This is a genomic window from Ruegeria sp. CE6 (assembly GCF_056537485.1).
Genome location: NZ_JBQFRR010000002.1, coordinates 130598 through 157007, shown reverse-complemented (window position 1 = coordinate 157007; position 26410 = coordinate 130598). Strand labels below are relative to the sequence as shown.

General features: G+C 57.9%; 21 protein-coding genes. 6 read left to right on the top strand and 15 right to left on the bottom strand.

Annotated features, from left to right (window positions below; all coding sequences use genetic code 11):
- Positions 1 to 5: 5 nt before the first annotated feature.
- Positions 6 to 293: a preprotein translocase subunit YajC gene (gene yajC / locus ACR0DK_RS09210; protein ID WP_155151194.1), complete on the bottom strand. Its 288-nt coding sequence runs from the start codon at positions 291 to 293 to the stop codon at positions 6 to 8.
- A gap of 192 nt (positions 294 to 485) precedes the next feature.
- Here yajC and ACR0DK_RS09205 point away from each other — a divergent pair, with 192 nt between their 5' ends.
- Both ACR0DK_RS09205 and serS read left to right on the top strand, forming a co-directional pair.
- A complete protein-coding gene (locus ACR0DK_RS09205; protein WP_170663713.1) occupies positions 486 to 2150 on the top strand; it encodes a mechanosensitive ion channel domain-containing protein in 1665 nt (554 codons plus the stop codon).
- A 72-nt stretch (positions 2151 to 2222) separates the two neighbouring features.
- Positions 2223 to 3515 carry a serine--tRNA ligase gene (serS, locus tag ACR0DK_RS09200; protein ID WP_223117875.1) on the top strand — a complete coding sequence of 431 codons (1293 nt, stop codon included), beginning with the start codon at positions 2223 to 2225 and terminating at the stop codon, positions 3513 to 3515.
- Positions 3516 to 3568: 53 nt separating this feature from the next.
- On the opposite strand, the gene ACR0DK_RS09195 is transcribed toward serS, so the two are convergent.
- The 5 genes from ACR0DK_RS09195 to ACR0DK_RS09175 all read right to left on the bottom strand — a co-directional run bounded on the left by ACR0DK_RS09195 (position 3569) and on the right by ACR0DK_RS09175 (position 8939).
- Complete coding sequence (locus ACR0DK_RS09195; RefSeq protein WP_223117874.1) at positions 3569 to 4153, bottom strand: helix-hairpin-helix domain-containing protein; 585 nt, start codon at positions 4151 to 4153, stop codon at positions 3569 to 3571.
- 88 nt (positions 4154 to 4241) lie between these two features.
- Complete coding sequence (locus ACR0DK_RS09190) at positions 4242 to 5228, bottom strand: fatty acid desaturase (protein ID WP_170396376.1); 987 nt, start codon at positions 5226 to 5228, stop codon at positions 4242 to 4244.
- A 163-nt stretch (positions 5229 to 5391) separates the two neighbouring features.
- Positions 5392 to 6855, bottom strand: coding sequence for a ribosome biogenesis GTPase Der (gene der / locus ACR0DK_RS09185; protein ID WP_170396374.1), 1464 nt, complete (start codon positions 6853 to 6855; stop codon positions 5392 to 5394).
- 49 nt (positions 6856 to 6904) lie between these two features.
- Positions 6905 to 8227 (bottom strand): PQQ-like beta-propeller repeat protein, encoded by a 1323-nt coding sequence (locus tag ACR0DK_RS09180; protein WP_480735843.1) that lies wholly within the window; start codon positions 8225 to 8227, stop codon positions 6905 to 6907.
- Positions 8228 to 8267: 40 nt separating this feature from the next.
- On the bottom strand, positions 8268 to 8939 hold the full coding sequence (locus ACR0DK_RS09175) for a hypothetical protein (RefSeq protein WP_170396370.1): 672 nt from the start codon (positions 8937 to 8939) through the stop codon (positions 8268 to 8270).
- 226 nt (positions 8940 to 9165) lie between these two features.
- Here ACR0DK_RS09175 and ACR0DK_RS09170 point away from each other — a divergent pair, with 226 nt between their 5' ends.
- Both ACR0DK_RS09170 and ACR0DK_RS09165 read left to right on the top strand, forming a co-directional pair.
- Positions 9166 to 10389, top strand: a complete 1224-nt coding sequence (locus tag ACR0DK_RS09170) for an efflux RND transporter periplasmic adaptor subunit (RefSeq protein WP_170403249.1) — start codon at positions 9166 to 9168, stop codon at positions 10387 to 10389.
- Positions 10386 to 14201 (top strand): efflux RND transporter permease subunit, encoded by a 3816-nt coding sequence (locus ACR0DK_RS09165; protein WP_480735841.1) that lies wholly within the window; start codon positions 10386 to 10388, stop codon positions 14199 to 14201. Before ACR0DK_RS09170 ends, ACR0DK_RS09165 begins: the two co-directional genes overlap by 4 nt.
- Positions 14202 to 14248: 47 nt before the next feature.
- On the opposite strand, the gene ACR0DK_RS09160 is transcribed toward ACR0DK_RS09165, so the two are convergent.
- The 3 genes from ACR0DK_RS09160 to ACR0DK_RS09150 all read right to left on the bottom strand — a co-directional run bounded on the left by ACR0DK_RS09160 (position 14249) and on the right by ACR0DK_RS09150 (position 17920).
- Positions 14249 to 14572 carry a hypothetical protein gene (locus ACR0DK_RS09160; RefSeq protein WP_480735839.1) on the bottom strand — a complete coding sequence of 108 codons (324 nt, stop codon included), beginning with the start codon at positions 14570 to 14572 and terminating at the stop codon, positions 14249 to 14251.
- A 136-nt stretch (positions 14573 to 14708) separates the two neighbouring features.
- Positions 14709 to 16520, bottom strand: coding sequence for an ABCB family ABC transporter ATP-binding protein/permease (locus tag ACR0DK_RS09155; protein WP_170565844.1), 1812 nt, complete (start codon positions 16518 to 16520; stop codon positions 14709 to 14711).
- A 59-nt stretch (positions 16521 to 16579) separates the two neighbouring features.
- Positions 16580 to 17920, bottom strand: coding sequence for a LysM peptidoglycan-binding domain-containing protein (locus ACR0DK_RS09150; RefSeq protein ID WP_223117869.1), 1341 nt, complete (start codon positions 17918 to 17920; stop codon positions 16580 to 16582).
- Positions 17921 to 18046: 126 nt separating this feature from the next.
- On the opposite strand from ACR0DK_RS09150, the gene ACR0DK_RS09145 reads away from it, so the two are divergent.
- Entirely contained in the window at positions 18047 to 18598 is a 552-nt protein-coding gene (locus ACR0DK_RS09145; protein WP_170422288.1) for an LOG family protein, read from the top strand.
- Between the two features lie 48 nt (positions 18599 to 18646).
- Here the strand turns inward: ACR0DK_RS09145 and ACR0DK_RS09140 are convergent, their stop codons facing one another.
- Entirely contained in the window at positions 18647 to 19099 is a 453-nt protein-coding gene (locus tag ACR0DK_RS09140; RefSeq protein WP_170396355.1) for a baeRF12 domain-containing protein, read from the bottom strand.
- Between the two features lie 284 nt (positions 19100 to 19383).
- Complete coding sequence (locus ACR0DK_RS09135; RefSeq protein ID WP_113789565.1) at positions 19384 to 19983, bottom strand: superoxide dismutase; 600 nt, start codon at positions 19981 to 19983, stop codon at positions 19384 to 19386.
- A gap of 101 nt (positions 19984 to 20084) precedes the next feature.
- Here ACR0DK_RS09135 and ACR0DK_RS09130 point away from each other — a divergent pair, with 101 nt between their 5' ends.
- Positions 20085 to 20852, top strand: a complete 768-nt coding sequence (locus ACR0DK_RS09130) for an FkbM family methyltransferase (protein WP_480735836.1) — start codon at positions 20085 to 20087, stop codon at positions 20850 to 20852.
- A 109-nt stretch (positions 20853 to 20961) separates the two neighbouring features.
- On the opposite strand, the gene ACR0DK_RS09125 is transcribed toward ACR0DK_RS09130, so the two are convergent.
- The 4 genes from ACR0DK_RS09125 to ACR0DK_RS09110 form a co-directional block, all read right to left on the bottom strand.
- A complete protein-coding gene (locus ACR0DK_RS09125) occupies positions 20962 to 21528 on the bottom strand; it encodes a sarcosine oxidase subunit gamma family protein (RefSeq protein ID WP_170396351.1) in 567 nt (188 codons plus the stop codon).
- Positions 21521 to 24535: a sarcosine oxidase subunit alpha family protein gene (locus tag ACR0DK_RS09120; RefSeq protein ID WP_480735833.1), complete on the bottom strand. Its 3015-nt coding sequence runs from the start codon at positions 24533 to 24535 to the stop codon at positions 21521 to 21523. Before ACR0DK_RS09120 ends, ACR0DK_RS09125 begins: the two co-directional genes overlap by 8 nt.
- 43 nt (positions 24536 to 24578) lie before the next feature.
- Positions 24579 to 24908, bottom strand: coding sequence for a sarcosine oxidase subunit delta (locus tag ACR0DK_RS09115; RefSeq protein WP_170422295.1), 330 nt, complete (start codon positions 24906 to 24908; stop codon positions 24579 to 24581).
- A gap of 88 nt (positions 24909 to 24996) precedes the next feature.
- Positions 24997 to 26241 (bottom strand): sarcosine oxidase subunit beta family protein, encoded by a 1245-nt coding sequence (locus ACR0DK_RS09110; RefSeq protein ID WP_170422297.1) that lies wholly within the window; start codon positions 26239 to 26241, stop codon positions 24997 to 24999.
- Positions 26242 to 26410 lie beyond the last annotated feature (169 nt).

Sequence of the window (26410 nt, the reverse complement as noted above, 5' to 3'; positions counted from 1 at the left end):
CGAAGTTACTTCGCAGGTTCGGTCTTGTTCAGAACCTGAGCGATGGTCGATTTGACCACGCGAACCTTAACGCCCTCGGCGATCTCGACTTCGATCTCGTTGTCGCCTTCCTTGACCTTCGACACCTTGCCGATCAGCCCGCCTTGGGTGACAACCTGATCGCCCCGGCGCACGGCTTCGACCATGGCCTGATGTTCCTTCATCTTTTTCTGCTGCGGACGGATCAGCAGAAAATACATAATCGCGAAGATCAGGATCAGCGGGAGAAACTGGGCGATTGCGCCACCTTCCATGGGATATTCCTTTGTTCTGATGATGCAGAGAGCTCTCTGCAAAGTTTGCGGGAACCTATGCTTTGAAACATGGGTTTGCAAGCAAACCTGGCCCCATTTCGACCATCGGGTTCAAAGGTTTGCTGCCGGACGTTGCAGATATGTTCTAGGCAGACCCTTCCAGTCAGATATAGTCCTGTGGCAGGAGGCCTAATGATTCAATCAATCCAGACCCTTGGCGCATTTGTTCGCCTGATGCTCGTGACAACCTGTATAGGTCTTTTGGCGTCGCCCGTATGGGCACAGAACGCCACTAGCGAAGAGCCTGCTATAGAAGACACTGAATCAGAGATTTTTCAGGCTCCGGTTATCGTTGACGGCGACACCTTGTTTCACCTGCGCGGCTCCAGCGCGCTGCCCGCTCCGGAACGGGCCGCGAGTGTACAGAACAAGATCATCGAAATCGCCGAGGCCTCAGACGCCGAGCAGGTCTCCATAACCTTCGAGGACTCAGAGTTCGGCATTCGAATCTTTGCCGATGGTGTTCAAGTTTCGATCGTGACCGATGCCGATTCCGAGCTTGAGCAGATGGACTTGAACGTTCTCAGTTTGTTGCACGGCGACGCTATTAAACAATCCATTGAAAGCTATCGCGCAAACCGCACCGAACAGGCGCGTGTTTCGGGTGCCATCGAAGCCTTAGCATGGACAGCTGGATTCGCGCTTTTTGTCGTCGTTATCCTGTGGCTGCACCGGCGCATTCGCCGCCGTACGCTGAAACTGGTCAAGCGTTACCTCAAGGATGTCGAAACCGCGACCGCAAAAAGCGTTCAGGCCGAGGCCATCGCCGCGTTGATCCGGTATGCTCTGAATTTTGTCCTGCTGGTGATCTTTTTCCTCGGCTTCTACTACTACCTTTCCTTCGTTCTGCTTGCCTTTGCCGAGACGCGCTATTTCGCGCAACTCCTGCTGACCTACTTGACCGAACCGGTCCTGCTAATCTTCAAAGGCATCCTCAGCTACATCCCAAACCTGATCATGTTGATACTGATCGCATGGATAACGCTGTATATTATCCGGGGCATGCGTGTGTTCTTTGACGCCGTCGAGGCGGGAACCTTTGACATGGGCGATTTTGAAAGCCACTGGGTGAACCCGACCTTCAACATCGCCCGCGTCGTCGTTATCCTGATCGCGCTGGTCTTTGCTGTCCCTTACATCCCCGGGTCAGACTCGGCGGCGTTTCAGGGGCTGACGATTCTGGTTGGTGCCATGCTGTCGCTGGGCGCAAACTCGGTCGTGTCGAACATGCTGGCGGGGCTCTTCGTGATCTATCGCCGCTCAACTTCGATCGGGGATCGGATCCAGATCGGGGACCATATTGGCGATGTGGTGCAGATCAAACTGATGGAGACGCATCTGAAGTCCATCAAGAACGAACTGATCTCGATCCCGAACGCCCAGTTGATGAATTCGGACGTGGTGAATTTCTCAAAAAGAACAGATGGAAGCGGTTTGCTTCTGCACACCACCGTTGGGATTGGGTATGAAGAGCCGCCCGAAAAGATCGAAGCGATGCTGATCGAGGCCGCCCATCGCACCAAGGGGATCAAGGCCAAGCCCGAACCTTTTGTTTTGTGGACCGCCCTGGCCGATTACGCGATCAACTATCAGATCAACGGCTATACCACGCGAGGCAGCATCATTCCCAAAATCCGCTCGGATTTGCACCGCAACATCGTGGCCGTGTTCAATGAGAATAACGTGCAGATCATGACACCTTCGTACATGGCCGACCCGCCCGAGCCGAAAATCCCAACCGAAGAGTGGGATGGCCATCTGGCGCATGAATCCCACGAGGAATCGGATAAGTCGTAACCGGTGCTACACCCTGCCATTCAGATGGTGCATAAGCGGATTCAGTGATTCACGCAGTTAAGGATCTGAACCATGCACGACATCCGCGCCATACGCGAAAACCCAGCCGCCTTCGACGCCGCCCTTGCGCGCCGTGGGGACGCGCCGGTGTCGTCAGACCTGCTGAGGCTGGACGAAAGCCGCCGCGCCAAGATTCTGGCTGCTGAGACAGCTCAGGCCGAACAGAAAAAGGCCTCCAAAGAGGTTGGCGCTGCCAAAGGGCGCGGGGATGAAGCTGAATTCGAACGCCTGCGTGCTCTGGTCGCCGAGAAAAAGGCCGAAGTGGCCCGGATGCAGACCGAAGCCAAGGATCTGGACGCTCTGCTGGCCGACCAGCTGATCCGCATCGCGAACCTGCCCGCCGAGGATGTGCCCGAAGGCGCGGATGAGAACGACAATGTCGAGATCAACCGCTGGGGCACACCACGCGAATTGGATTTCGCGCCGAAAGAGCATTTTGAAATCGATGCCGTTCAGAATGGCATGGATTTTGAGACGGCTGCCAAACTCTCCGGCTCGCGCTTTGTGCTGCTGTCGGGCGGCGTCGCTCGCATCCATCGAGCTTTGGCGCAGTTCATGCTGGACACGCATATCAATGAGAACGGGCTGACCGAGGTCAACGGCCCGGTTCTGGTTCTCTCGGAAATGATGCAGGGCACCGGCCAGTTGCCGAAGTTTGGCGAGGACAGCTATCAAACCCGCGAAGGCTGGTGGCTGATCCCGACTTCCGAGGTTTCACTGACCAACATCGTCAACGACACGATGATCGAGGAAAGCTATCTTCCCCGCCGCTATACCGCCCATTCTCTGTGCTTCCGGTCCGAGGCTGGATCGGCGGGCAAGGACACACGCGGGATGCTGCGGCAGCACCAGTTCGAAAAGGTCGAGATGGTCTCGGTCACCCATCCGGACAAGTCGGATGATGAACAGAAACGTATGCTGCGCTGCGCCGAAGGCATTCTCGAAAAGCTGGGCATCCCCTATCGCACCGTGATCTTGTGCACCGGCGACATGGGCTTTGGTGCACGACGCACTTACGACATCGAGGCGTGGCTGCCGGGCCAGAACACTTATCGCGAGATCAGCTCGGTCTCGACATGCGGGGATTTTCAGGCGCGCCGCATGAATGCGCGCTTCCGGCCCGAGGCCGGGGGAAAGCCAGAATATGTCCATACCCTGAATGGTTCGGGCCTGGCCGTGGGGCGCTGCCTGATAGCTGTGTTGGAAAATGGTCAGAACACGGATGGGACGGTCACCCTGCCCGAGGTTCTGGCACCCTATCTGGGCGGCAAGCTAACCCTTCAGACCAACGGCACGCTGACATAAAAAAAACCGGCGCATTCAAGCGCCGGTTCCCGATCAGACAAGGCGGAGAAGTATCACTTCTTCGCCTTTTTCTTATCTTTCTTCTTTCCGGGCTTCTTGTCGGACTTCTTCTTGTCAGACTTCTTATCGTCCTTCTTTTTCTTAACGTCTTTTTTGGGCTTCTTGTTTTTCTTACCCTTCTTGGACTTTTCCTTGACCTTTTCCTTAGCTTTGGAAAACACCGCCTCCATTTCAGACTTCTTCTTGGCCGCCTTTTCAGCCTTGGCCTTGGCTTTCGCCTTTTTCTTTGCCTTGGCCTCGGCAGCGGCCTGCTCTGCCGCCGCGCGCTCCTTTGCCGCCTTACGCTCGGCCTCGGCCTTGTTCGCAGCCGCATTGCTTTTGGCTGTCGCGCGCTGCACAGCCGATTTCCGCTCGGCAGGCTTACGGGTGGCAGCGCGGGGCGCGGGCTTGGGCTTGGCACCAACGACTTCTTTCGCAGCCGCGATCAGCTTAGCTGCGCGAGTGGAACCGACCCGCGGGGTGCCGGACAGATCTTCCGGTTTGGCCTTGGCAATGGCTTCTGCTGTTTTGTAGCCCTTTGCATTAAAGGCCTTTGCCAGCGCTGGCCCTACGCCACGCACCTCAGTAACTGCGGTCATTTCGTTTCCTTTCGTTAACTCCCCCAGATTGTAAACGCACAGCACATACGTTCCTGCGAGAGCGCCAATTCAAGAATTAGATAGGAGGTTACCCGCTTTCGGCCAGGCGATGGCCTGCAGTTCGGCTGGGAAATGGGACAAGTCTTTTGGCGTCTTCATCCCATAGTTTCAGATTCAGCGCTGCCACTGCCTCGGGAAACTTGATCCGTCGCGGTGTATATTCTGGCGGCAGGTTATAGTGGCACGCGCGCAGCCGGTAAGATGGGATGCGGGCATTGAAATGGTGGATGTCATGCAATGTGATGCAGGCCACCGCATTATCGAACCACCAGCCGAAATCCAGCGCCGAGGACCCCTCCAACGCAGCCAGCTTTGGATCCAGCTCGGGGCGGCGATCCCAGTAGGTATCTTCGAAATTGTGCTGCAAATACACCAGGAACACCCCAAGCATCCCGCCCAGCAGCGAAAACACCAGCCAGACCAGAATGCCGGTGGCACCGGCGATCAAATACAGCAGTCCCAAAAACACAACAATCGAGAGGTTGTGCAGCACCACGCCCATCACACCGAACCGCACGGTGTTCTTTGGCCAGCGATAGCGGATGAAGTATGTGAATAGCGCGCCAACCGGCACCAGAATGAAGGGATTCCGATAAAGTCGGTAAAACAAACGCTTTTTCCAATCCGCCTCGTTCCATTCGCGCAGCGTCATGGTGTGGATTTCACCAGTCTCGCGATGCTCGAGGTTGCCGATTCCGGCGTGATGCAGATTGTGGTTCTGCTTCATCACCTCGAACGGGGCAAATGTGAAGGGCGACAACCCATGGCCAGCCCATTCGTTCTGCTCGCGCGTCTCGAACAACGAATGGTGCCCGCAATCATGCTGCAGGACATAGAGACGCACGGCAGAGAAGGCAAAAACGATCCCCGCCGGGATCATGATGTACCAGCGGTCGACATAGGTGATCGCCAATGTAAGCGATGCGAAATACACCGCGAATGTTCCGAAATAACTGAGCGCGGCAAGCTTGTTGTCCTGCACCGCGTATTGTCTTGTATATTCTCTCAGATCCATCACGCCCGCTCCCCACGGAGGTCGACCAATCACAAATTCGAAATTAAGTGCGGAGATCCCGCAAACAAGCAGCACGTGCAAAACAAATGCACGTGCTTGAATGCTAACGCGCAGAAACGGGGCTGTCACGCCCCCTCTCTGAAAATGCTTGAAATTAGCGCAGTTACGCCCGTCCCTTGAGATGCTTGGCCAGTGCGCCTGCGTTTTTCTTGCGCCGCCCTTTGTAGGGGTTCTTATCCCCCTGTCCGCGCAACGTCAGGCGGATAGGGGTGCCCGGCATATCAAAATCCTCGCGCAGGCCGTTGACCAGATAACGCGAATAGCTGTCAGGCATCTTGTCCGGATGCGAACACATGACCACAAACCCGGGCGGGCGGGTCTTGGCCTGCGTCATATACCGCAGCTTGATCCGGCGCCCCTGCGGGGCTGGCGGCGGGTGCTGTTCCAGCATGGCGGTCAGCCAACGGTTCAGCGCAGCGGTGGGCACGCGGCGGTTCCACACGTCATGGGCACGCAATATCGCGGCGCGCAAACGTTCCAAACCGCGGCCTGTTTTAGCTGAGACTGTGATCAGCGGCGCTCCACGCAACTGCGGCAGCAAGCGTTCGAAGGATTCTTTCAGATCGCGCAGCTTTTCCTGTTTGTCTTCTTCGATGTCCCATTTGTTGACGGCGACGACCACAGCACGACCCTCACGTTCGGCCAGATCGGCAATGCGCAGGTCCTGTTGCTCGAATGGGATAGCCGCATCCAGCAACACGACGACGACCTCGGCAAACTTGACTGCGCGCAGCCCGTCGGAAACCGAGAGTTTCTCAAGCTTCTCCTGCACCTTGGCCTTCTTCCGCATCCCGGCGGTATCAAAAATCCGCATCGGGGTGCTGTCCCCGTCAGGGTCGGCCCAGTCGATCCGCAAGCTGATCGCGTCGCGCGTGATCCCGGCCTCGGGGCCGGTCAGCAATCGATCCTCGCCGATGATCTTGTTGATCAGGGTGGATTTACCGGCATTCGGACGGCCAACTACAGCGACTTGCAGGGGTTTGTCAGCGGTGATCAGCGGGGCTTCGCCTTCCCCGTCTTCGTCAAGCTCGATATCGGTTTGCGGTGTCTCTTCTACGCGCGCCTCTTCAGCCGCGTCAGCCAGTGGCATCAACTGCGCATAGAGGTCCGTCATCCCCTCGCCATGTTCGCCCGACAGACGCACCGGCTCGCCAAGGCCAAGGTTGTATGCTTCAAGCACGCCCGCATCAGCCGCGTTCCCTTCGGCCTTGTTCGCTGCCAGGATCACGTGTTTGGAGCGCTTACGCAGAATCTCGGCGAACATTTCGTCCGTGGGCGTCAAGCCCACCCGCGCGTCAATCATGAACAGGCAGACATCGGCCATGTCCACTGCACGCTCGGTAAGGCGGCGCATCCGACCTTGCAAGCTGTCATCGGTTGCGTCCTCAAGACCCGCCGTGTCGATCACGGTAAAACGCAGATCGCCCAACCGCCCTTCACCTTCGCGCAGGTCACGCGTCACGCCGGGCTGGTCGTCGACCAAAGCCAGGCGTTTGCCCACAAGGCGATTGAACAGAGTGGATTTGCCCACATTCGGGCGCCCCACGATGGCGAGGGTCAGCGACATGATACTCAACTTTCAAGACTCAAGATGCGCCCTTTAACGCATCTTGTCGTCAACGGAAAGCGTGCAGTTCGCCCTTGGTCGATACAACATACAGCGTCTGACCCGCCACGACCGGTGCCGTGGTCGCGCCACCCGGCACTTCGACCTGATGCACCAGCGTTCCGTCGACGGGATTGAAGAAGCGCAGATAGCCGTCGTTCGAAGCCACGACAAGGCGTCCACCGGCCATGATCGGGCCGTAATGGGCAAAGATCGGACCCCGGCGGCCCGGCTTGTTCTTGACAAAGCCCGGCAGATCGATGGCCCAGACAGTCGAGCCATCGGCTGCATCCAACCGTACCAACTGGCTGCGATCACTGATCAGAAATACACTGTTCCCCGCCGGCCAGACTGTATCAACGGCCCCCTCCGGTGCAGTCCAGTTCCGCTCACCCGAATTCCCGTCGAAGGAAACCGTGCGCCCCGAGTGGTTGCCGATTATGACCGAACTACCCGACACCATGGGCCCGGCGGTCACATCCACGATCTGAGCTGCCGCTCGGCCCCGACGCCCGCCTGCAACGGACGCGTTCCAGCGTAAAATACCGCCCCGGCGGAATGTTGCCGCGACATCACCCGATCCAAAGGCAAAGACTGACAGGTCCGAGGCAATCACGGGCGCAGGTGCACCCAGAACGTTGCCGACGCTCGGCGTGCCTTCGATTTGCCAGATGATCCGCCCATCCTTGGTATTCACCGCCCAACCGGTTTCGTCCCCGGCCACCAGATAGAGTATGCCGCCGCTAACCAAAGGAGCACCGCTGCCAGTTGCATTCAGACGTTTCTGCCACCTTTGCGCCCCGGATTTCGCATCGAGCGCGGTCAACCTACCGAAACCCGACGAGACATAAAGCACACCGTCGGCATAGGCGAGCCCTCCGCCTGTGGCATCCCCGTCCTTTTCATTCGGCGGGATCAGGTTTGTGCTCCAGGCGACCTGCCCTTGGGGCGTAACAGCCGAGACATTTGCCCCGGAATCGAGCGTATATATCAGGCCACTAGCAACAACAGGGTCTGCGGTGATCCGCTGTTTTCGGCTATCGCCGGACCCAATGTTAGCAGACCAAATACGCTGCGGTGTGGCACTCAACGCTGCGTTGGTAGTGCGGAAGGCGGGTGTTCCCGCGCTTTGCGACCAGTTGGCGTTGCGGCTTTGAGCCGGAATACTGATCGGTTTGGCGCCACGGGTTTCAACGGTTTCGTTGTCGATGGAGGCACGAATATCCTCACGCTCACCCGGCAGAATGACTTCGGGTTCCTGACAGGCGCTGAGAACGGTGAGCGCGGCTGCCGCAACCGGCAATCCGAAGCCTGAGAAATAACGTGATAGCATAATCTACAAACTCGCCTGTGATGTTCCGTTTCGCTGCCGGTTAACCCTGCTGGTTCGCCACGGGCTCGGGTTCGCCCCCAAGCGCGACGATCAGTTGAGCCGCGCGCTGTTGCAGATCGACGCTGGCCTCGGCGTCCTGGCGCAACGCCTGCAAACGGTCCAAAGCGGCTTGCGTATTGCCCTCGGCCACATCGATCAGGGCCAATTGTTCTTCGGCGAGCAGACGCAAAGGAGCACCAGGTATGGCCAGCGCTTCGAACTGTTGACGACGATCCGCCACTGGCATCGTGTCAGTTTGCAGTAGCAATGCCTTGAAACTTGCAATCGCGCGATAGATTTCGGGCAAATCCCCCTGCGTGGCGATCGCGTTCAGGCTGTTCACCGCATCTTGCGCCGATCCGGCCTCGGCCTGAGAGGCGGACAGCAACATGTTCAAAACCGCGTCACCGCCGACAGACGCAGCATCGATCGCCTGCAGGCTTTGTGCCCGTTCGGCCGATCCGTTTTCAGCCAGCGCCGACAGAATCGCATCACCCAGAGCCTCGGCCTGGTTGGTATCACGTGCTTTTCGGTATTCGTTGAACGCAGCGCCCCCGACAATGGCCACGACAGCCAGCACACCGACCCAGCCCCAACGGCGCAAAAGAAGGTACATGCGATCGCGGCGCACCTCTTCGGTGACCTCTTCAATAAAACTGTCGGCGTCGCTCATCCCTGCCCCCAGGCTTAAGTGTCCGGTTTTCTAGCGCCATGTCATACCCCGGCGATCAGGCCAAGCCAAGTGCCCGAATTCATACATTTGCCACCATGTGGGTGACCCTTGCGTAAAAAACTAAACCGAACTATTCAGTTCAGTATGGAAAAGACATGGCCACAGCCCCATTTTAAGGGATAGCGGCTAAAGCCGACCGCGCGAACAGATCTGGAGATTCTACCGCATGCGATTGATTTCATTCGTTAACGCCATTTTGGTTATTGTTGCGTTGTATTTTCTTGTTTTCGAGCGCGACGCGCTGTTTGCTTTTGCCGGTCGCGGAGACGAGCCATCCGAGACCGCGACCGAGGCCTCGGAATCGGTGCAATCACCGGACTCGATCGGCGTTGTCGTGCTGCGCTCGACTGCGCGCGAGATCGGCAGCGCCGTTCAATTACGGGGTCAGACCAAGGCAAACCGCCAGGTCGAGGTCCTTGCCGAAACCATTTCGACAGTCCTGTCCGAGCCCAAGCGCAAAGGAGCTTTTGTCGAAGCAGGAGATCTGCTGTGCGAGCTTGACCCCGGAACCCGGCCCGCGAGCCTGGCCGAAGCCATGGCAGCCAAGCTTGAGGCCGAAAGCCGCGTTCCCGAGGCCGAAGCGCGCCTGGAAGAAGCTCACGCCCGTTTGGCTGAAGCCGAAATCAATCTAAAAGCAGCCCGCAAGCTGTCGGAAACCGGGTTTGGATCAGAAACGCGCCGTATCTCGAGCGAAGCCGAAATGAGCACTGCCGAGGCCGGAATCAAATCCGCCGAGGCTGGTCTGGAAGCTACGCAAGCTGGGATTGAAGCCGCCACCGCAGCAGTTGCAGCCGCCCAGCGCGAGATTGATCGCCTGACCATCAGCGCACCGTTCAAGGGTCTGCTTGAAAGTGATACTGCGGAATTGGGCAGCCTGATGCAGCCCGGCTCGCTCTGCGCAACCGTCATCCAGCTCGATCCGATCAAGCTGGTGGGTTTTGTGCCTGAATCAGAAGTGAATCGGATCATTGTCGGATCGATGGCAACTGCGCAGTTGGTTACGGGTCTGCAGGTCGAGGGGCGCGTGACCTTCCTCAGCCGTTCGGCCGATGAAACCACGCGGACATTCGAGGTCGAGATCACAGTGCCAAACCCGGAACTGCTGATCCGTGACGGGCAAACCGCCAACATTCAGATCGCGGCCGAAGGGGTCAAGGCACATCTGCTGCCCCAATCCGCACTGACCTTGAACAATGAAGGTGAGCTTGGTGTTCGCACCGTGGTAGCCGACAATGTCGTTGATTTTGTTCCGATCCGCCTTCTGCGTGACACCGCTGATGGTGTATGGGTTGGTGGCCTGCCGGAAACTGCTGATATCATCGTGATCGGGCAGGAATTCGTCACACGTGGTGTGACGGTCGCGCCGACATACAGGGAAGTATCGCAATGACGGGTATCGTCAGTTGGGCCGCAAGCCGTGCCAGAATGGTGCTGGCTTTCATCGCGATTTCGCTGGTTATCGGCGGGTATGCTTATGTCGGGCTCCCAAAAGAGGGTGAACCCGACATCGATATCCCGATGCTCTTCGTTTCGGTGCAGTTTCCAGGGATTTCAGCCGAGGACAGCGAAAGCCTGCTGATCAGGCCGATGGAAACCGAGATGGCCGATCTCGACGGGTTGGACACGATGACGGCCACCGCCGCCGAGGGCTACGCAGGCATTCTGCTGGAGTTCGAGTTCGGTTGGGACAAATCCGCCACCATCGCGGATGTTCGCGATGCCATGAACACCGCGCAAGCTGATTTCCCTGATGGGGCTGAGCAATACACGATTACCGAGGTCAACTTCTCCGAGTTTCCCATCGTCATTGTTAACCTGACCGGCCCGGTACCTGAGCGTACAATGGCACGCGTTGCCAAAGATCTGCAGGACGAACTTGAGGCGTTGGACGCAGTGCTGGAAGCTGGCATTGCCGGAAACCGCGATGAAATGCTTGAGGTCGTGATCGATCCGCTGCGGCTTGAGGCCTACAACGTCACGGCCGCCGAACTGATCAACGTTGTGCAAAACAACAACCAACTGATTGCGGCAGGTGAGGTCGAGACCGAACAGGGCACGTTCTCGGTCAAGATCCCGTCGTCATTTAAGACTGCTCAGGACGTCTATGGCCTGCCCGTAAAGGTCAACGGAGACCGTGTGGTCACCTTAGGCGAACTGGCCGAAATCAACTATACGTTTGAAGACCGCGCGGGCACGGCCCGGTTCAACGGCGAACCCACCGTCGCGCTGCAGGTCGTCAAGCGCAAGGGCTTCAATCTGATCGACACCGTTGCGCTGATCAAAGCCACTGTCGCCGAAGAACAAATCAAGTGGCCAGCCGAACTGCAGGCCGCTGTCGATGTGGGCACCTCAAACGACCAAAGCCGCATCGTCGATTCAATGGTGCGCCAGCTTGAAGGATCGGTTCTGACCGCCGTCGCGCTCGTGATGATCGTGGTGCTGGCTTCGTTGGGAACACGCGCCGCGTTGTTGGTGGGTTTTGCCATTCCAACCTCGTTTCTGTTGTGCTTCGCCTTCCTCGCGATGATCGGGGTCACCATCTCGAATATGGTGATGTTTGGCCTGATCCTTGCCGTGGGCATGCTGGTCGATGGCGCCATCGTTGTTGTGGAATATGCCGACAAGCGCATTAAAGAAGGCGTTGGTCCGATGCACGCCTATGTCGAGGCGGCGCAACGGATGTTCTGGCCGATTGTTTCGTCGACGGCCACGACCCTGTGTGCATTTCTTCCGATGTTGTTCTGGCCCGGTATTCCCGGCGAGTTCATGAAGATGCTGCCCATCACGCTGATCTTCGTTCTGTCGGCCTCGCTGATTGTGGCACTGATCTACCTGCCGGTCGTGGGCGGTGTCTCGGGCCGTATGAGCCGCAGTTTCGAGCGCAGCTCGAACTGGCTGCGAGCCCGCACGCCTTGGTGGCTGCGAGTGCTTCTGGTGCCGCCTTCACTATATATGATCTTCCTCGGCGCGATGCAGGTTTTGAACCCCAACTATCTGCTGCCCGGCGGTTCACTTGCTGGCGTGCTACTGTTTCTGTTCGGCGCCTTCGCTGGGTCGGTCACGCTGAGTGCTGCCAAGATCGAACGCGCCCCGGATGAACATGTTCATACCGCTAAAGAGCACACGCCCTTCGGTTATGTGATCAAGTTCCTGGTCGGCAATCCGGTCATGCCGGTGGTGTCCATCGCAGTCGTCTTTGCGGCGGTGTTTTGGGTCGCATTCATCATATTCCCGCAAAACTCTCGCGGTGTTGAATTCTTCGTGGAAAGCGAACCGGAACAGGCCACGGCCTATGTCCGGGCACGCGGCAACCTGTCTCTGGCTGAAAAGGACGAAATGGTTCTTGAGGCCGAGCGCGTAATCAGCGAACACCCGGCGGTGATCAACGTATTTGCCTTTGCGGGCGAAGGCGGGCTCAATCAGAACAATGGCGGTGCAGAAGCCCCCGCCGACACAATTGGTCGCGTACAGTTCGAGCTCATTCCTTGGGAAGATCGCCCAATCAGCTCTGAACAGATTACCGGTTGGTTCTGGGGACCGATTGCAGGTCTACTTGGCTTTGCAAAGGAAGAGGTCGCGGCGGAATATGACGGCAATTTTGTTCTGGACGAACTAACCGCAGAGCTGGCAACCCTTCCTGGCTTTATCGTTGATCTTCAGGCGCTGGAACAAGGTCCCGCTTCCGCCAAGCCCGTTCATCTGCGCATCAAAGGCGATAGCTGGGAGGATCTGACGGCCGCGACCGTCACAGCACGAGAAGCCTTTGACACCACACCCGGTTTGATCAAGATCGAGGACACCCTGCCCCTGCCTGGCATCGACTGGCAGATCGACGTGGACGTGGCCAAGGCGGGTCGATTCGGCGCGGACGTCGCAACCGTTGGCGCGATGGTACAGCTTGTGACGCGTGGCATCTTGCTGGGTGAAATGCGACCGGATTCAACCGATGAAGAGGTAGAAATCCGCGTCCGCCTACCTGATCAGGATCGCGTCCTGTCGACGCTGGATACGCTGAAAGTTCGCACACCGGACGGGTTGGTCCCCCTGTCGAACTTCGTCACCCGCAAACCCGTGGCCAAGCTCGCCGAGATCAATCGCGCGGATCAACAGCGCTACTATGACGTTAAAGCGGATGTCGAGCCTGGGCTGAGCAAGATCGTGACCACCGGTCCTGACGGTGCAGAGCTGCGTTTGGCAACCGTGCGCGCGATTGGCGAAGGTGCCACACCAACTGGCACCACGATTACCAGCGCGGACGGAGCAGAGTTCGAACTCGTTCAACTAACGGGTGCCGAGAACGTGGGTGAAGTGCGGTCCGCCATCGAAAGCGGTGACGCTCGGTTTGCCCTGATCAATCCGAACGAACGGATTGCCGTGCTGACCGAGTGGCTGGAAACCGACCCTTTTGGTCGCACCATCACTTGGGAATGGACCGGCGATCAGGAGGATCAGGCTGAAAGCCAGGCGTTCCTGTCCAGCGCATTCCTGGCAGCACTGGGTCTAATGTTCGTGATCCTGCTGGCGCAGTTCAACTCGTTCTACAACTCGGTGCTGGTGCTGCTGGCCGTGGTTCTGTCTACGACCGGCGTGTTGCTGGGCATGATGGTAATGCAACAACCGTTCTCGATCATCATGACCGGGACCGGGATCGTGGCGTTGGCCGGGATCGTGGTGAACAACAACATTGTTCTGATCGACACCTACCAGGAATATAGCGGCTACATGTCTCGCATTGATGCAATTGTCCGCACGGCTGAGGCGCGCATCCGTCCGGTTCTGCTGACTACGCTGACAACAATGGCGGGTCTGACCCCGATGATGTTCGGCCTGTCGCTGGATTTCATCGGCGGAGGGTATTCGATCGACAGCCCCACGGCATTGTGGTGGAAACAGCTGGCCACGGCGGTGGTCTTTGGCTTGGGTACGGCCACGGTGTTGACACTGATCGTGACGCCGTCATTCCTGGCGCTGCGAGTGTGGGTCACAACCTACGCGGTATGGCTGGGTAAGGCGCTGGCACGCGCCACGGCGGGCCGATCCAGCCAAATCGCGCAGGACATGGCAATCGGCCAAAGCGCGCGAGATGTGCAAGCAGCCGAAATGATCTGGACCGATGAACAGGACAAAGCTGCCCCAGATCAGAGCGCTCAGGACGACCGCCCCGATCATCCCCCGACAACACCGCTGAAGGCGGCGGAATAAAAAAAAGGCGAGCCCAAGGGCTCGCCTTTTCGTTTCTGGCATGGCCGTTACTCGACGAACGCGTATTCGCCCAGATCGCACAGGTTCAGACCATAGTCTTCAATCGTTTCTCCGTCGCTGAAAATACCACGGATGTCATAGACACAGGTGGTCAGCCCGTCCGCAATAAGGACGTCTACTTCGTAATCCGCGCCCAGATAACCACCCTCAAGCAGGTTGCCTTCCCAGCCGCCGGACGAGGCCGGAGACACGTTGAACTCAACCAGGTCAAAGCTGGTTTCGTTGATAATCAAGAATTCCAGATCCTCGGCTGCCGCCGAAGTGGCCATCAACAGTGTTGCAGTCAACGCTGCTGCTGCTCGCATTTTCATGAAGTTTTTCCTTGTCTGTGTTTCGGTCTGCAAAGTGTCGCGGCGGCGGATCCGCGTCAAACGGAAACCGTACCACAGCAGCCGATTTTCTTTTCGAACCGATCCGCACTATCATTGGCAGTCAAGGCTGTCGGGCCTAGGCCGCTTCGCTGTCGGCCTGTTGACGGTTCCATAGCTGGGCATATCGCCCTTCGCGGCTGAGCAGCTCATCATGCGTGCCCTGCTCGATGATCTCACCACGTTCCAGAACGACTATCCGATCGGCCTCGGCAATGGTGCTAAGGCGGTGTGCGATGGTGATCACCGTCCGCCCCTCACCCGCCCGGGCCAAAGCATCTTTGATGTCCTGCTCGGTATCCGTATCCAAGGCCGAGGTCGCCTCGTCCAACAACAGGATCGGTGGGTTTTTTAGCAAGGTTCGGGCGATGCCGACGCGTTGCTTTTCACCGCCTGATAGTTTCAGGCCGCGTTCGCCGACCTTGGTATCGTACCCTTCTGGAAGGCTGACGATGAAATCATGAATCTGCGCGGATTTGGCGGCGGTCTCTACATCCTGCTGGGTCGCACCTTCTCGCCCATAAGCGATATTGTATCGGATCGTGTCATTGAACAGGACCGTATCCTGCGGAACGACGCCGATTGAGGCATGCAGGCTTGACTGGCTAACATCGCGCACATCCTGCCCGTCGATTTTCAGCGACCCGCCGGTGACATCATAGAACCGAAACAGCAGCCGCCCGATTGTGGATTTCCCAGACCCGGTGGCGCCGACAATCGCAACGGTCTGACCGGCTGGTACGGCCAAGGAAACGCCCTTGAGGATTTCGCGATCAGGCTCGTATCCAAAGCGGACATCTTCAAGCGTGACCTCCCCACCATTTACCTTCAGGTTCGGGGCGCAGGGTTTGTCCATCACTTCTGCTGGCTGTTCCAACAGATCAAACATCTGCCCCATATCCACCAGTGATTGACGAATTTCGCGGTACACCGTGCCAAGAAAATTCAGCGGAACGGTTATCTGGATCATGTAAGCATTAACCATCACGAAATCGCCGACGGTCAGCGCCCCCTTCTGCACGCCCATTGCAGCCAGAACCATCACGCCAATCAGGCCACATGTGATCAGGAACGACTGACCAAAATTCAGGAATGCCAGCGAATAGGCCGTCTTCAGCGCAGCCTTCGCGTAACCTTTCATCGAAACATCATACCGTTCGGCTTCGCGGGTTTCGGCATTGAAATACTTGACTGTTTCGAAGTTCAGCAGGCTGTCGATGGCGCGCTGGTTGGCCTCGGTATCCTGATCGTTCATCTCGCGCCGCAGCTTCACGCGCCACTCGGTCACCGCAAAGGTGAACCATATGTAAAGCGCAATCGTCACCGCGACGACGACCAGATACCAGACGTCGAATAACCATAGCAGGATGATCGACACCAGAAGCAATTCCAGGATCAGCGGCCCGATTGAAAACAGCAGAAACCGCAACAGAAACTCTACGCCTTTCACGCCCCGCTCGATTATCCGGCTGAGACCACCCGTGCGCCGGGTCACGTGATAGCGCATCGAGAGCTGGTGAATGTGCTGGAACGTCTCAAGCGCCAGCGCTCGCAGCGCGCGTTGCCCAACCGGTGCAAAGAACGCATCCCGCAATTGCTGGAAGCCAACAGTCATCATGCGGGCCACACCATAGGCAACGGTCAATCCAATCGCACCCAACGCAAGCGGCGGTACACCTTCGCCCGCCAAACCATCCACGGCACCTTTGTACAGGATGGGAGTATACACAGCGATCAGCTTGGCCAGCACCAGCATCGCCATCGCCAAAATGACACGCCGTTTCACCCATGGCTCGTCCTCGGGCCAAAGATAGGGCGAAACCTTGCGGATGGTTCGCCAGCCCGAACGATGCTCGTCCGTGTCGGTTTTGATCGCGGATGGTTGTCTCATCACGTACCTTAACTGCGGTCAGAGAAAAGCCCTGGCCCGGGTTGGGCCAGTGGTCATGTTTATTCAGGAATGGTGAAAATCTGCCCTGGATAGATCAGGTCAGGATCACGGATCGAATCTTTGTTAGCCTCGAAAAGTTTGACATACAGCACACCGTCACCAAACCGGTCGCGCGAGATCGCCCAAAGCGTATCACCCTTTTGAACCGTGACCGAGCGGATCGCCGGAGCGTCGGTTGAGGCCTCACCCGGATTGGTGGTTTCGGTCGCGCGCAGGACCTCGACGGGTTCGCGTTTGAACGGCGTCTCAAGCCTGCTGACCACAGTGCCATCTGGGGCAACCTCATCCACCCTCAGAGTGTAAACTCCGGGGTCAATGCCCTCGACCTCGCCGCGCCATTGCCCGTCAGTCGCTGGTGCAATGTCGGCCACAAGCTGGTTGTCCAGATACAAGCGTACGGCCGATCCATCCTGTGCCCGCCCGGTCAATTCCACATCACCCGCGTCCGAATAGCCAATCGTGTCCAGGGCAATCTGCTCTGGCGGCGTATCCTGAACAGTGGGTGCTTGCAAAAGTTCAACCCCTTCTTCGCCCGAGCGCAGGATCGCAACCTGCTGGTCAGGCGCGTCGCCTGATTCCGGCTGAGTTTCAGTCGCGGGCGCGGTCTCATTCACAGGTGGCGTTGCGGCACCTGCAACTTCTGGTTCATTCTCTTCGGTTTCAGCTTGGTTGGCTGCTTGCTGATCGGTTGTTTCCGTATCCGTCGTCTGTGCCTCGGCAACCTCTTCGACCGGCTCATCGGCAGCGGGCTCTGACACGGTCGGCAGGACCGGTTCAGGCAGCGCCGCGATCAGATAATCATCTGAACGGCTGGTGTCTTCGCCTTTCCGGGTCTCAAGAACAAGCCCGCGAGCGTCGTCTGCAAACGGGATCGATACAAACTCGGCGAACTGGCCGCTGTCATCGACGGTGAAGCTGTGAACAGTCTCACCGTCCAGCAAAACACTGACCTCGGACCCCGGCTCGGCATTGCCGGATAGTACCGCGTTTCCATCGGACTCAACGAATATCTGATCCAGAACCGGCGCGGCCACAACCGGAACATCCGCTTCTTCGCTATCCGGAGTTTGATCGGAAATCTCGGGCGGTGTGTCTTCAGCAACAGATTCGCCGGCTTCCGCCGCCTGGCTTTCGGGCTGCGCCTCCGCTGGCTGGGTTTCCGGCTCAGCGACCTCCGCAATCGGCTCGGATGTTTCGGTTGCTTCCTGCTCAGCCTGCTGTTCCGGCTCGCCGAACAGACCGGACAGGTACAACCCGCCCGCAACGAGCACCACAACGATCCCGGCAACCAGCCCCCATATGAAGGTACCAGAACCTCCGCTTCCCGATTTGGCGTTCATTCTTTTCCTTTCACTCCGCCCGGGAAATGCCCAGTTTGGCGCGCATTTCATGGAGCGGTTGAGCCAACCTATCAATCCCGCTATCAGGGGTCAAAACCCCTAACACAAGAGCAGAGAGCCCTACCTATGTCCCAGAAATCCGTCTGTGTGTATTGCGGGTCACGCAATGGTGTGAATCCTGCCTACTCCGCCGCTGCCCACAGCTTTGGAACCTTGTTGGCCAACGAAGGCTGGCGGCTGGTCTACGGGGCCGGAGATGTGGGTCTTATGGGCGAGGTCGCGCGGGCGGCACAATCGTCCGGCGGCGATACATTTGGGGTGATCCCGGTGCACTTGCTTCAGCGCGAGGTCGGCAAGACCGACCTTACCCGGTTCATCGTGACCGAGACGATGCACGAGCGTAAAAAAGTGATGATCATGAACGCGGATGCCGTAGTTGTCCTGCCCGGCGGCCCCGGATCATTGGACGAACTTTTCGAAGCACTGACATGGCGGCAACTGGGGCTTCATGACAAACCCATTCTGGTGATGAATGTCGACGGGTACTGGGATACGCTGCACACGCTGCTGGATCAACTGATCGGTCAGGGGTTTGCAGATGGTTCTCTGGCAGAATTCATCACCTGGGTCGACACACCGGATGCGACCATGTCCGCGCTTCGCAAATTACTGAACTAAATAAACTGGCAATCGGGCGACGCAAACCGCCCGATTGTCGGCATTCGTTTAGGCAGGTTTTGCCAATCGGGTCTTCAATATCCGTTCGACCTTGTGCAACGGGTGGTTTGTGAGTGTTTTGTCAACCTCGGCCACCACCTTTGCCAGCACTTCACTGTGCAGCCGACGGCGTAACAGGCCCAGAACATGCGGACTGGCAACCAATACCAATCGTTTATAGGCCCCTTTCAGCCCCTTGCGATTCAGAAGGTTCGCCACATCCTGAACGAACAGAGATTTTGCGTGGGACTTCCATGTCTCCTCTTCAACTGCAGATTTCTGGTTCGGTCCCGTATCGGGTCGCCGCCCTGCCCTGTCACTTGGCTTGGTCGGTGCTGCGTCCTGTTCTTCGACCGACACGACGACCAAGTTGGGGTCCTGTGCGTCCGTGATATTCTCCATCACCAGCGCTTTTTCCCCATCGGCGATGATAACCCATGTTCCCTGTTCAAGTGCAGCCATTCGTGATCTCCTGTATCGCTTAGGTTGGCCTTCGCCTGTCCCTTAGACACACCTGTTTAACGATGCGGCGTTGGTGTTTCGCTCGCATTTTGATAGGTTTTTGGTTGATTGGCGGTTCTCTCCCTCCGCCTACTTTACGTAGGTGCAGAAAGGCCGTGCACAATAGGTGGGATAATGAAAGTTGACGTACCGGCAGGTTTTTACCGGCCACCCATCAATTCATAACAAAAAGCCCGCCAGCATCACTGCCAGCGGGCCATTCATTAAGTTCTACCAAGTGGAAATCACATCCGCGAGGCTACGTTTTCCCAGTTCACCAGGTTGTCGAGGAAGTTCGACAGGTAGGCCGGACGCTTGTTGCGGAAATCGATGTAATACGAGTGCTCCCACACATCACAACCAAGCAGTGCGGTTTGACCGAAGCACAGCGGGTTCACGCCGTTTTCAGTTTTCGTCACTGCTAACGAACCGTCGGCATTCTTGACCAGCCACGCCCAGCCGGAACCAAACTGACCGGCACCGGCAGCGCTGAACTGCGACTTGAATTCGTCAACCGAACCAAAGCTCTCGGTCAGAGCCTTCTCCAGCTCACCGGGCATCGCGTTGCCACCGGGGCCCATCATCTCCCAGAACTGGTTGTGGTTCCACAGCTGGCTGATGTTGTTGAAGATACCGTTCTGCGCGACGGCATTTGCGTCGTATGTGCCAACGATGATCTCTTCCAGTGACTTGCCGTCCCACTCGGTGCCGGCGATCAGCTTGTTGCCGTTGTCGACATAGGCCTTGTGGTGCAGGTCATGGTGATATTCCAGCGTTTCCGCGGACATACCCTTGGCTGCCAGCGCGTCATGTGCATAAGGAAGATCAGGAAGTTCAAAAGCCATCTCGGCCCCCTGTTGAAAATGAATGTTGCGGTTCCAAAGGTTAAATGCTTTGACAGCCGCCGCAGGTCAAGGGCCGCAACACAAAAACCCGGAGGTCCGCGATGCTGACACAGGCGCGCAAAATGTTCTATCGCGCCCGCGGATACTATGCGGGCAACTTGAACGGTGAACCCTTTCGCCTGGACCCCTATCACTCGAAATTCTGGCGCAAGGTATCAGCCGGGGAGTGGGAACCTGAGACATTTTCGGTGCTGGACCACTATCTGTCGCCCGAAAAGGACTATCTTGATATCGGTGCATGGATTGGCCCCACGGTCCTCTATGCCGCGCGCCGCGCTCGCCATGTGTGGTGTTTTGAACCTGACCCAGTGGCTTACCGCCATTTGGTCTGGAACCTAGAGCTGAACGACATCCGAAACGTATCAGCCTTCAGCATCGCCTTGTCAGATGGGTTTGGAGTGGCACGAATGGCTTCAGCGCACGGAGAGGCAGGCGATTCAACGTCATCATTGCTCCACGAAGGCAGCCATGGCACTGACGCACTTACCATCGGTTGGGATCAATTTTCTGAATCCGTCGACCTGACTGATGTCTCTTTGGTCAAAATGGATATCGAAGGCGCTGAATTTTCGGTCCTGCCTTCTATGCTGCCTTGGTTAGAAAAAGATAACCCTGCGCTGTTTCTCTCAACGCACGCACCTTATCTGAGCGTAGACAACCGCAGCGCGGCCATGAAAAAACTATCAGAAGACCTGGCTTTCTATCGCCAATGCCACGACCCACACACACGCGAAACCGGTGAGTCCGCCCTCACGGGCCAGCGTGCACTCACTCAGTTCCCGACATTCCTGTTCAGCACGACCCCCTGAGACCCGAACCAGAGATCCGACCTTCATCTAAACAGAAATATCCTGGGAGTGAGGCCGCAGGCCGAGGGGGCAAAGCCCCCTCACCCACATATCATCAGGCGATCAGGGCTTAATAAACCCCGACCTCGCTGCCGGGCTGCGCCGCAACCTTCAGCAATTTGAACGCATAGTCCGCCGCAGAGCGGAAGCAGACGATGCGGAAAGTCTCAGCGTCGTCCATCCAGAAGGCACCTGCCACCTGCGCCAAACGCGAACGGCGGATCTGGCCGGGTTGGAATGCCTCGGCCGACAGCTCAACCGGAGCCAGCTTGCCCAATACCTCGCGCGCGTTCGCGCCCGAAACGCGGAATACGGCCCGCGCGTCGGAGACGTTGACCGCCAGTGCGTGCGTACCACTTAGCGCGTTGGTCATCGCGGCGAGTTTGGCCTCGACCTCGGCATAAGGCACAAGCACCAGCAATTCGTCGGTGGACATCCAGCAAACACCGGTGTCGCCATTCACAAACGCTTCACGCTGACCGGGCACTTTCTGCCCGGTGGCGTCTTTGACAACCTTAGCCAGTACCTTATCCGACAGATCACCGCGCAGTGTGATCATGCCCTGTAGGCCGCATTCCTCGATCTTGGCGATGCCATCATATGAGGCGTGGTTCAGTGCGCTGATGGGTTCAGACATTCTGCTTCTCCCCGTCCTTGTCATAGAAGATCGGGTCCACGATCTTGGCCTTGTAGGTTTTGCCGTCAGTGCCCGGGAACTCGACCACTTCGCCCATCCGGTCGGGGCCGTGTTTGATCAGGCCCATGGCGATGCCTTTGCCCAGATTGGCCGAGTAGTAGGTCGAAGTTACGCGACCGATCATGTTGCGCTGACCGTTCGCATTCACGCCCTCGCCCACCGCATAGGCACCGTCCGGCAGAACCGATCCATCCACAGTCTCAAGACCAACCAGTTTCCAGCGCTCAGGATCGGCCATATGGGTCCGCGAATGGGCGCGTTTTCCGAGGTAATCCTCTTTCTTTTTGGACAGCGCCCAGTGCAGCCCCAGATCCTGCGGGATCACGGTGCCGTCGGTCTCATCGCCGATCATGATAAAGCCTTTCTCGGCACGCAGAATATGCAGACATTCGGTGCCGTATGGCATCACTCCGAACTCCTGCCCTGCCTCGATCAGAGCGTCCCAGAACGCCTGACCTTGGCTTGCAGGGACCGCGATCTCATAGGACAGCTCACCCGAGAACGAGATACGGTAGGCCCGCGCGTCGAATGCGCCGATCTTGCCATCGCGCCATTCCATGAAGGGCAGCGCCTCTTTCGACAGATCCATGCCGCCCAGCTTCTCAAGTACCTTGCGGGCGTTCGGACCTACCACGGCGACCTGCGCATATTGCTCGGTGACGTTCGCGACGTAGACTTTCCAGTCCCACCACTCGGTCTGCAGCCATTCTTCCATGTGGCCATGGATACGCTCGGCCCCGCCGGTGGTGGTGTGGCACAGCCACGTGTCCTCATCGATGCGGGCAACAACGCCGTCGTCGATCAGGAAGCCATTCTCGGAACACATCAGGCCATAGCGGCATTTGCCGACCTTCAGCGTGGACATCATGTTGGTGTACATCATGTCCAGGAACTTGCCTGCGTCGGGGCCTTTGACGATCAGCTTGCCGAGGGTCGAAGCGTCCAACAGCCCGAGGTTTTCGCGGGTGTTTTTAACCTCGCGATTCACCGCATCATGCACGGATTCTCCGGGTCGCACATAGGCATAGGTTCGACGCCAATGGCCGACCGGCTCCCAATCGGCCCCGTTCTTATCGTGCCAGTTATGCATCGGCGTTTGACGGATCGGCTGGAACACCTCACCACGCGCTTCACCACCAATCGAAGCCATCGAGATTGGAGTATATGGCGGGCGGAAGGTGGTGGTACCGACCTTCGGGATCTCCGAATCCAGCGCATCAGCAAGGATTGCCAGACCGTTGATATTACTCAACTTACCCTGATCCGTTGCCATGCCCAGCGTGGTGTAACGCTTGGTGTGCTCGACACTTTCATAGCCCTCGCGCGCAGCCAGTTGCACGTCCGAGACCTTGACGTCGTTCTGGAAGTCCAGCCACGATTTCATGCGCAGATCAATCTCGGCATTAGAAGGCATGAGCCAGACAGCGGCCATTGGGGCCTCGGCCGTAGTCTCACCAACTGGCGCTTTGGTGCGCTTCGCGGAGAACCCGGCCGCCTTCGCTGCCGCTTTGCCGGCAGTATCTGCATCCTTCAGGACATCCCCCAGGGCCAGCGGGCCGTTCGAAGCCCCTGCCGCCAGAACAAAACCTTCACCGTCTGCCCCCAGCGGAGGACGTGAAGGATCGGGGCGGAAATGCGCGTTCGCCTCGTCCCAGATCAGCTTACCGCCGCAATGCGACCACATATGCACGACCGGAGACCAGCCACCTGACATGGCAATCGCATCGCATTCGACCTCTTCCCGGGCGCCTCCGATACCCTCTTGATTGCAGATCGCAACTTTCTTGACCCGCTTGCCGCCTTTGACCTTTGCGATCGCCTTGCCCGGATCGACGCGGATACCCAGCTGACGCGCCTCTTCGGCCAGAGGTCCGGCGGTGTCGCGCGCATCAACCACGCGCAGGACATCGACACCGGCCTGCTTCAAGGTAATTGCAGTCCGGTAGGCGTCATCATTGTTGGTGGCGACAATCACACGCTCACCCGGCGTCACACCCCAGTTGACCACATAGTCGCGCATGGCCGAGGCCAGCATGACACCAGGCACATCATTGCCTGCGAACGACAACGGACGCTCAATCGCACCGGTCGCGGTCACGACCTGTTTCGCACGAATGCGCCACAGGCGGTGACGCGGGCCCTGAACACCCGGCTTGTGGTCTGTCAGGCGCTCATAACCCAGCACATAACCGTGGTCATAGACACCAGCGCCCATGCAGCGATTGCGCATGGTGACGTTGTCCATTGTTTCGAGTTCGGAAACCAATTGTTCCACGAACTTATCCACAGGCTCACCATTGATGGTACCGCCATCAACCGGAGCGCGACCGCCCCAATGTGCGGTTTGTTCAATCAACATTACCTTGGCACCGGACTGGGCTGCCGTTTTGGCGGCCTGCAGACCTGCAACGCCACCGCCAATCACCAAGACATCGGTGAAGGCGTAAAAGTGCTCGTATGTGTCCGCGTCACGGTTGTCCTTGTCGGGCGCTTTGCCCAAACCCGCCGACTGGCGAATAAACGGCTCGTAAACATGTTTCCAGAACGGTTTCGGATGGATGAACATCTTGTAATAGAAACCGGCGGGCAGAAACCGCGACAGATGCGTGTTGATCGCACCGATGTCGAACTCGAGGTTCGGCCAGTGGTTCTGTGACGCGGATGTCAGACCATTGAACAGCTCTGTCGTGGTGGCGCGCTGGTTCGGCTCGAACCGGTTGCCCTCACCCAGACCGACCAGAGCGTTTGGCTCTTCCGCGCCACTCGCGACCACGCCGCGCGGGCGGTGATACTTGAACGACCGGCCCATCATCATCTGATCATTGGCCAGCAAGGCAGACGCGAGCGTATCGCCCTCGTAGCCCTGCATCGAGGTGCCGTTGAAGGTGAAGTTGACCTTTTTCGACCGATCAATCAAACGGCCATGTTTTGCGAGACGGGTGCTCATGATGCGGACCTTTCGCAGGCGGTATTTTGGATGGCTGTACAGATCATTTGTACTCTCTCCACGTCCAGCCGGGACGCTTGGCGGTGATGGCGTCCTTGATCTCTTGGGGCGGCTCGGTTGTCTGCGCCGAATAGGTGCCAAAGACCTCAAGCGTGTTCGTACAGCGCGCGGCGTGGAACCACTTGCCGCACCCATTGGCATGGCGCCAGCGTTCGAAATGAACGCCCTTGGGGTTTTCGCGCATGAACAGGTAGTCGTGGAACTCATCATCTGACGAGCCCGGGCCATAACGCTTCAAATGCGCCTCGCCACCTGCAGCCAGTTCAGTTTCTTCGGCTTCGACGCCGCAATAGGGGCATTTCAAGATCAGCATGTGATCATCCTCTTGGCAGCAGGCGAGACGTATCTGCCTGCAGATTCTGCGTGACGGGCGTGCGAGATTTTTCGACGAAAAATCTTCATCAGTGCGCCACCCCGGCCGCGACGCTTTCGTCGATGAAGCGGCCTTCTTTGAAACGATCCAGCGAGAAGGCTTCGGTCAGTGGTGAATGCCCCGTGGCCATCAGCTGTGCCATGCCCCAGCCCGATCCCGGAATGGCCTTGAAGCCGCCGGTGCCCCAGCCTGCGTTGATAAAGCAGCCATTAAGCGGTGTTTTCGACAGGATGGGTGAACGGTCGCCGGTCATATCCACAATACCGCCCCACTGGCGCAGCATTTTCAGGCGCGAGATCATCGGGAAAGTTTCGACCAATGCGCGTACCGTTTCCTCGATATGATGGAAGCTGCCACGCTGGGTATAGTTGTTGAACCCGTCCGTGCCACCACCAATCACCATCTCGCCCTTGTCGGACTGAGACATATAGCCGTGTACGGTGTTCGCCATCACAACGACATCCATGCAGGGTTTGATCGGCTCGGACACCAGCGCCTGCAGCGCGACGGCCTCAAGCGGCAGACGGAAGCCCGCCATCTCAGCCAACTGGCCGGAATGCCCCGCAACCACGATCCCCAGCTTGTCACAATCGATGGCCCCTTTTGTGGTATCGACCCCGACAACACGACCGTTTTCGGACCGGACGCCGGTGACTTCGCATTTCTGGATGATGTCCATACCCATGGCCGAACATGCGCGGGCATAGCCCCATGCCACCGCATCATGGCGCGCGGTCCCACCACGTTCCTGCCAAAGCCCGCCCAGAACCGGATAGCGCGGGCCTTCCAGATTAATGATCGGCACCAGCTCTTTCACGCGTTCGGGCCCAATCCATTCGGTCTGAACACCCTGCAGCGCATTCGCATGCGCAGTACGCTGATAGCCGCGAATCTCGTGCTGGGTCTGCGCCAGCATGATTACGCCACGCGGGCTGAACATGATGTTATAGTTCAGTTCCTGGCTCAGATCTTCGTAGAGACCGCGCGCCTTTTCGTAAATCGCCGCTGACGGGTCCTGCAGATAGTTCGATCGGATGATGGTCGTGTTCCGACCGGTGTTGCCACCGCCCAACCAGCCTTTTTCTATTACGGCGACGTTCTGGATGCCGTAGTTCTTGCCAAGATAGTAGGCTGTTGCCAAACCGTGACCGCCGGCCCCGACGATAATGACGTCATAGCGCTTCTTAGGCTCCGGCGAACGCCATGCGCGCTCCCATCCGGTGTGATAGCGCAGCGCTTCGCGCGCTACAGCAAAGGCTGAGTAGTGTTTCATGTGCGAATCCGTCCGGTCTTCGATGATTGGGCGCAGGTATGCCGTGCCCGTACATTTTAACCCTGCCGCGCAACGCCGCAATAATGCACTATTGCGACATGAGCGCCCTTCGCGGCTATTTGTCCCTTTTTTCCATGCGCCGACAGGTCTAAGTCAGGGCAACCATTTT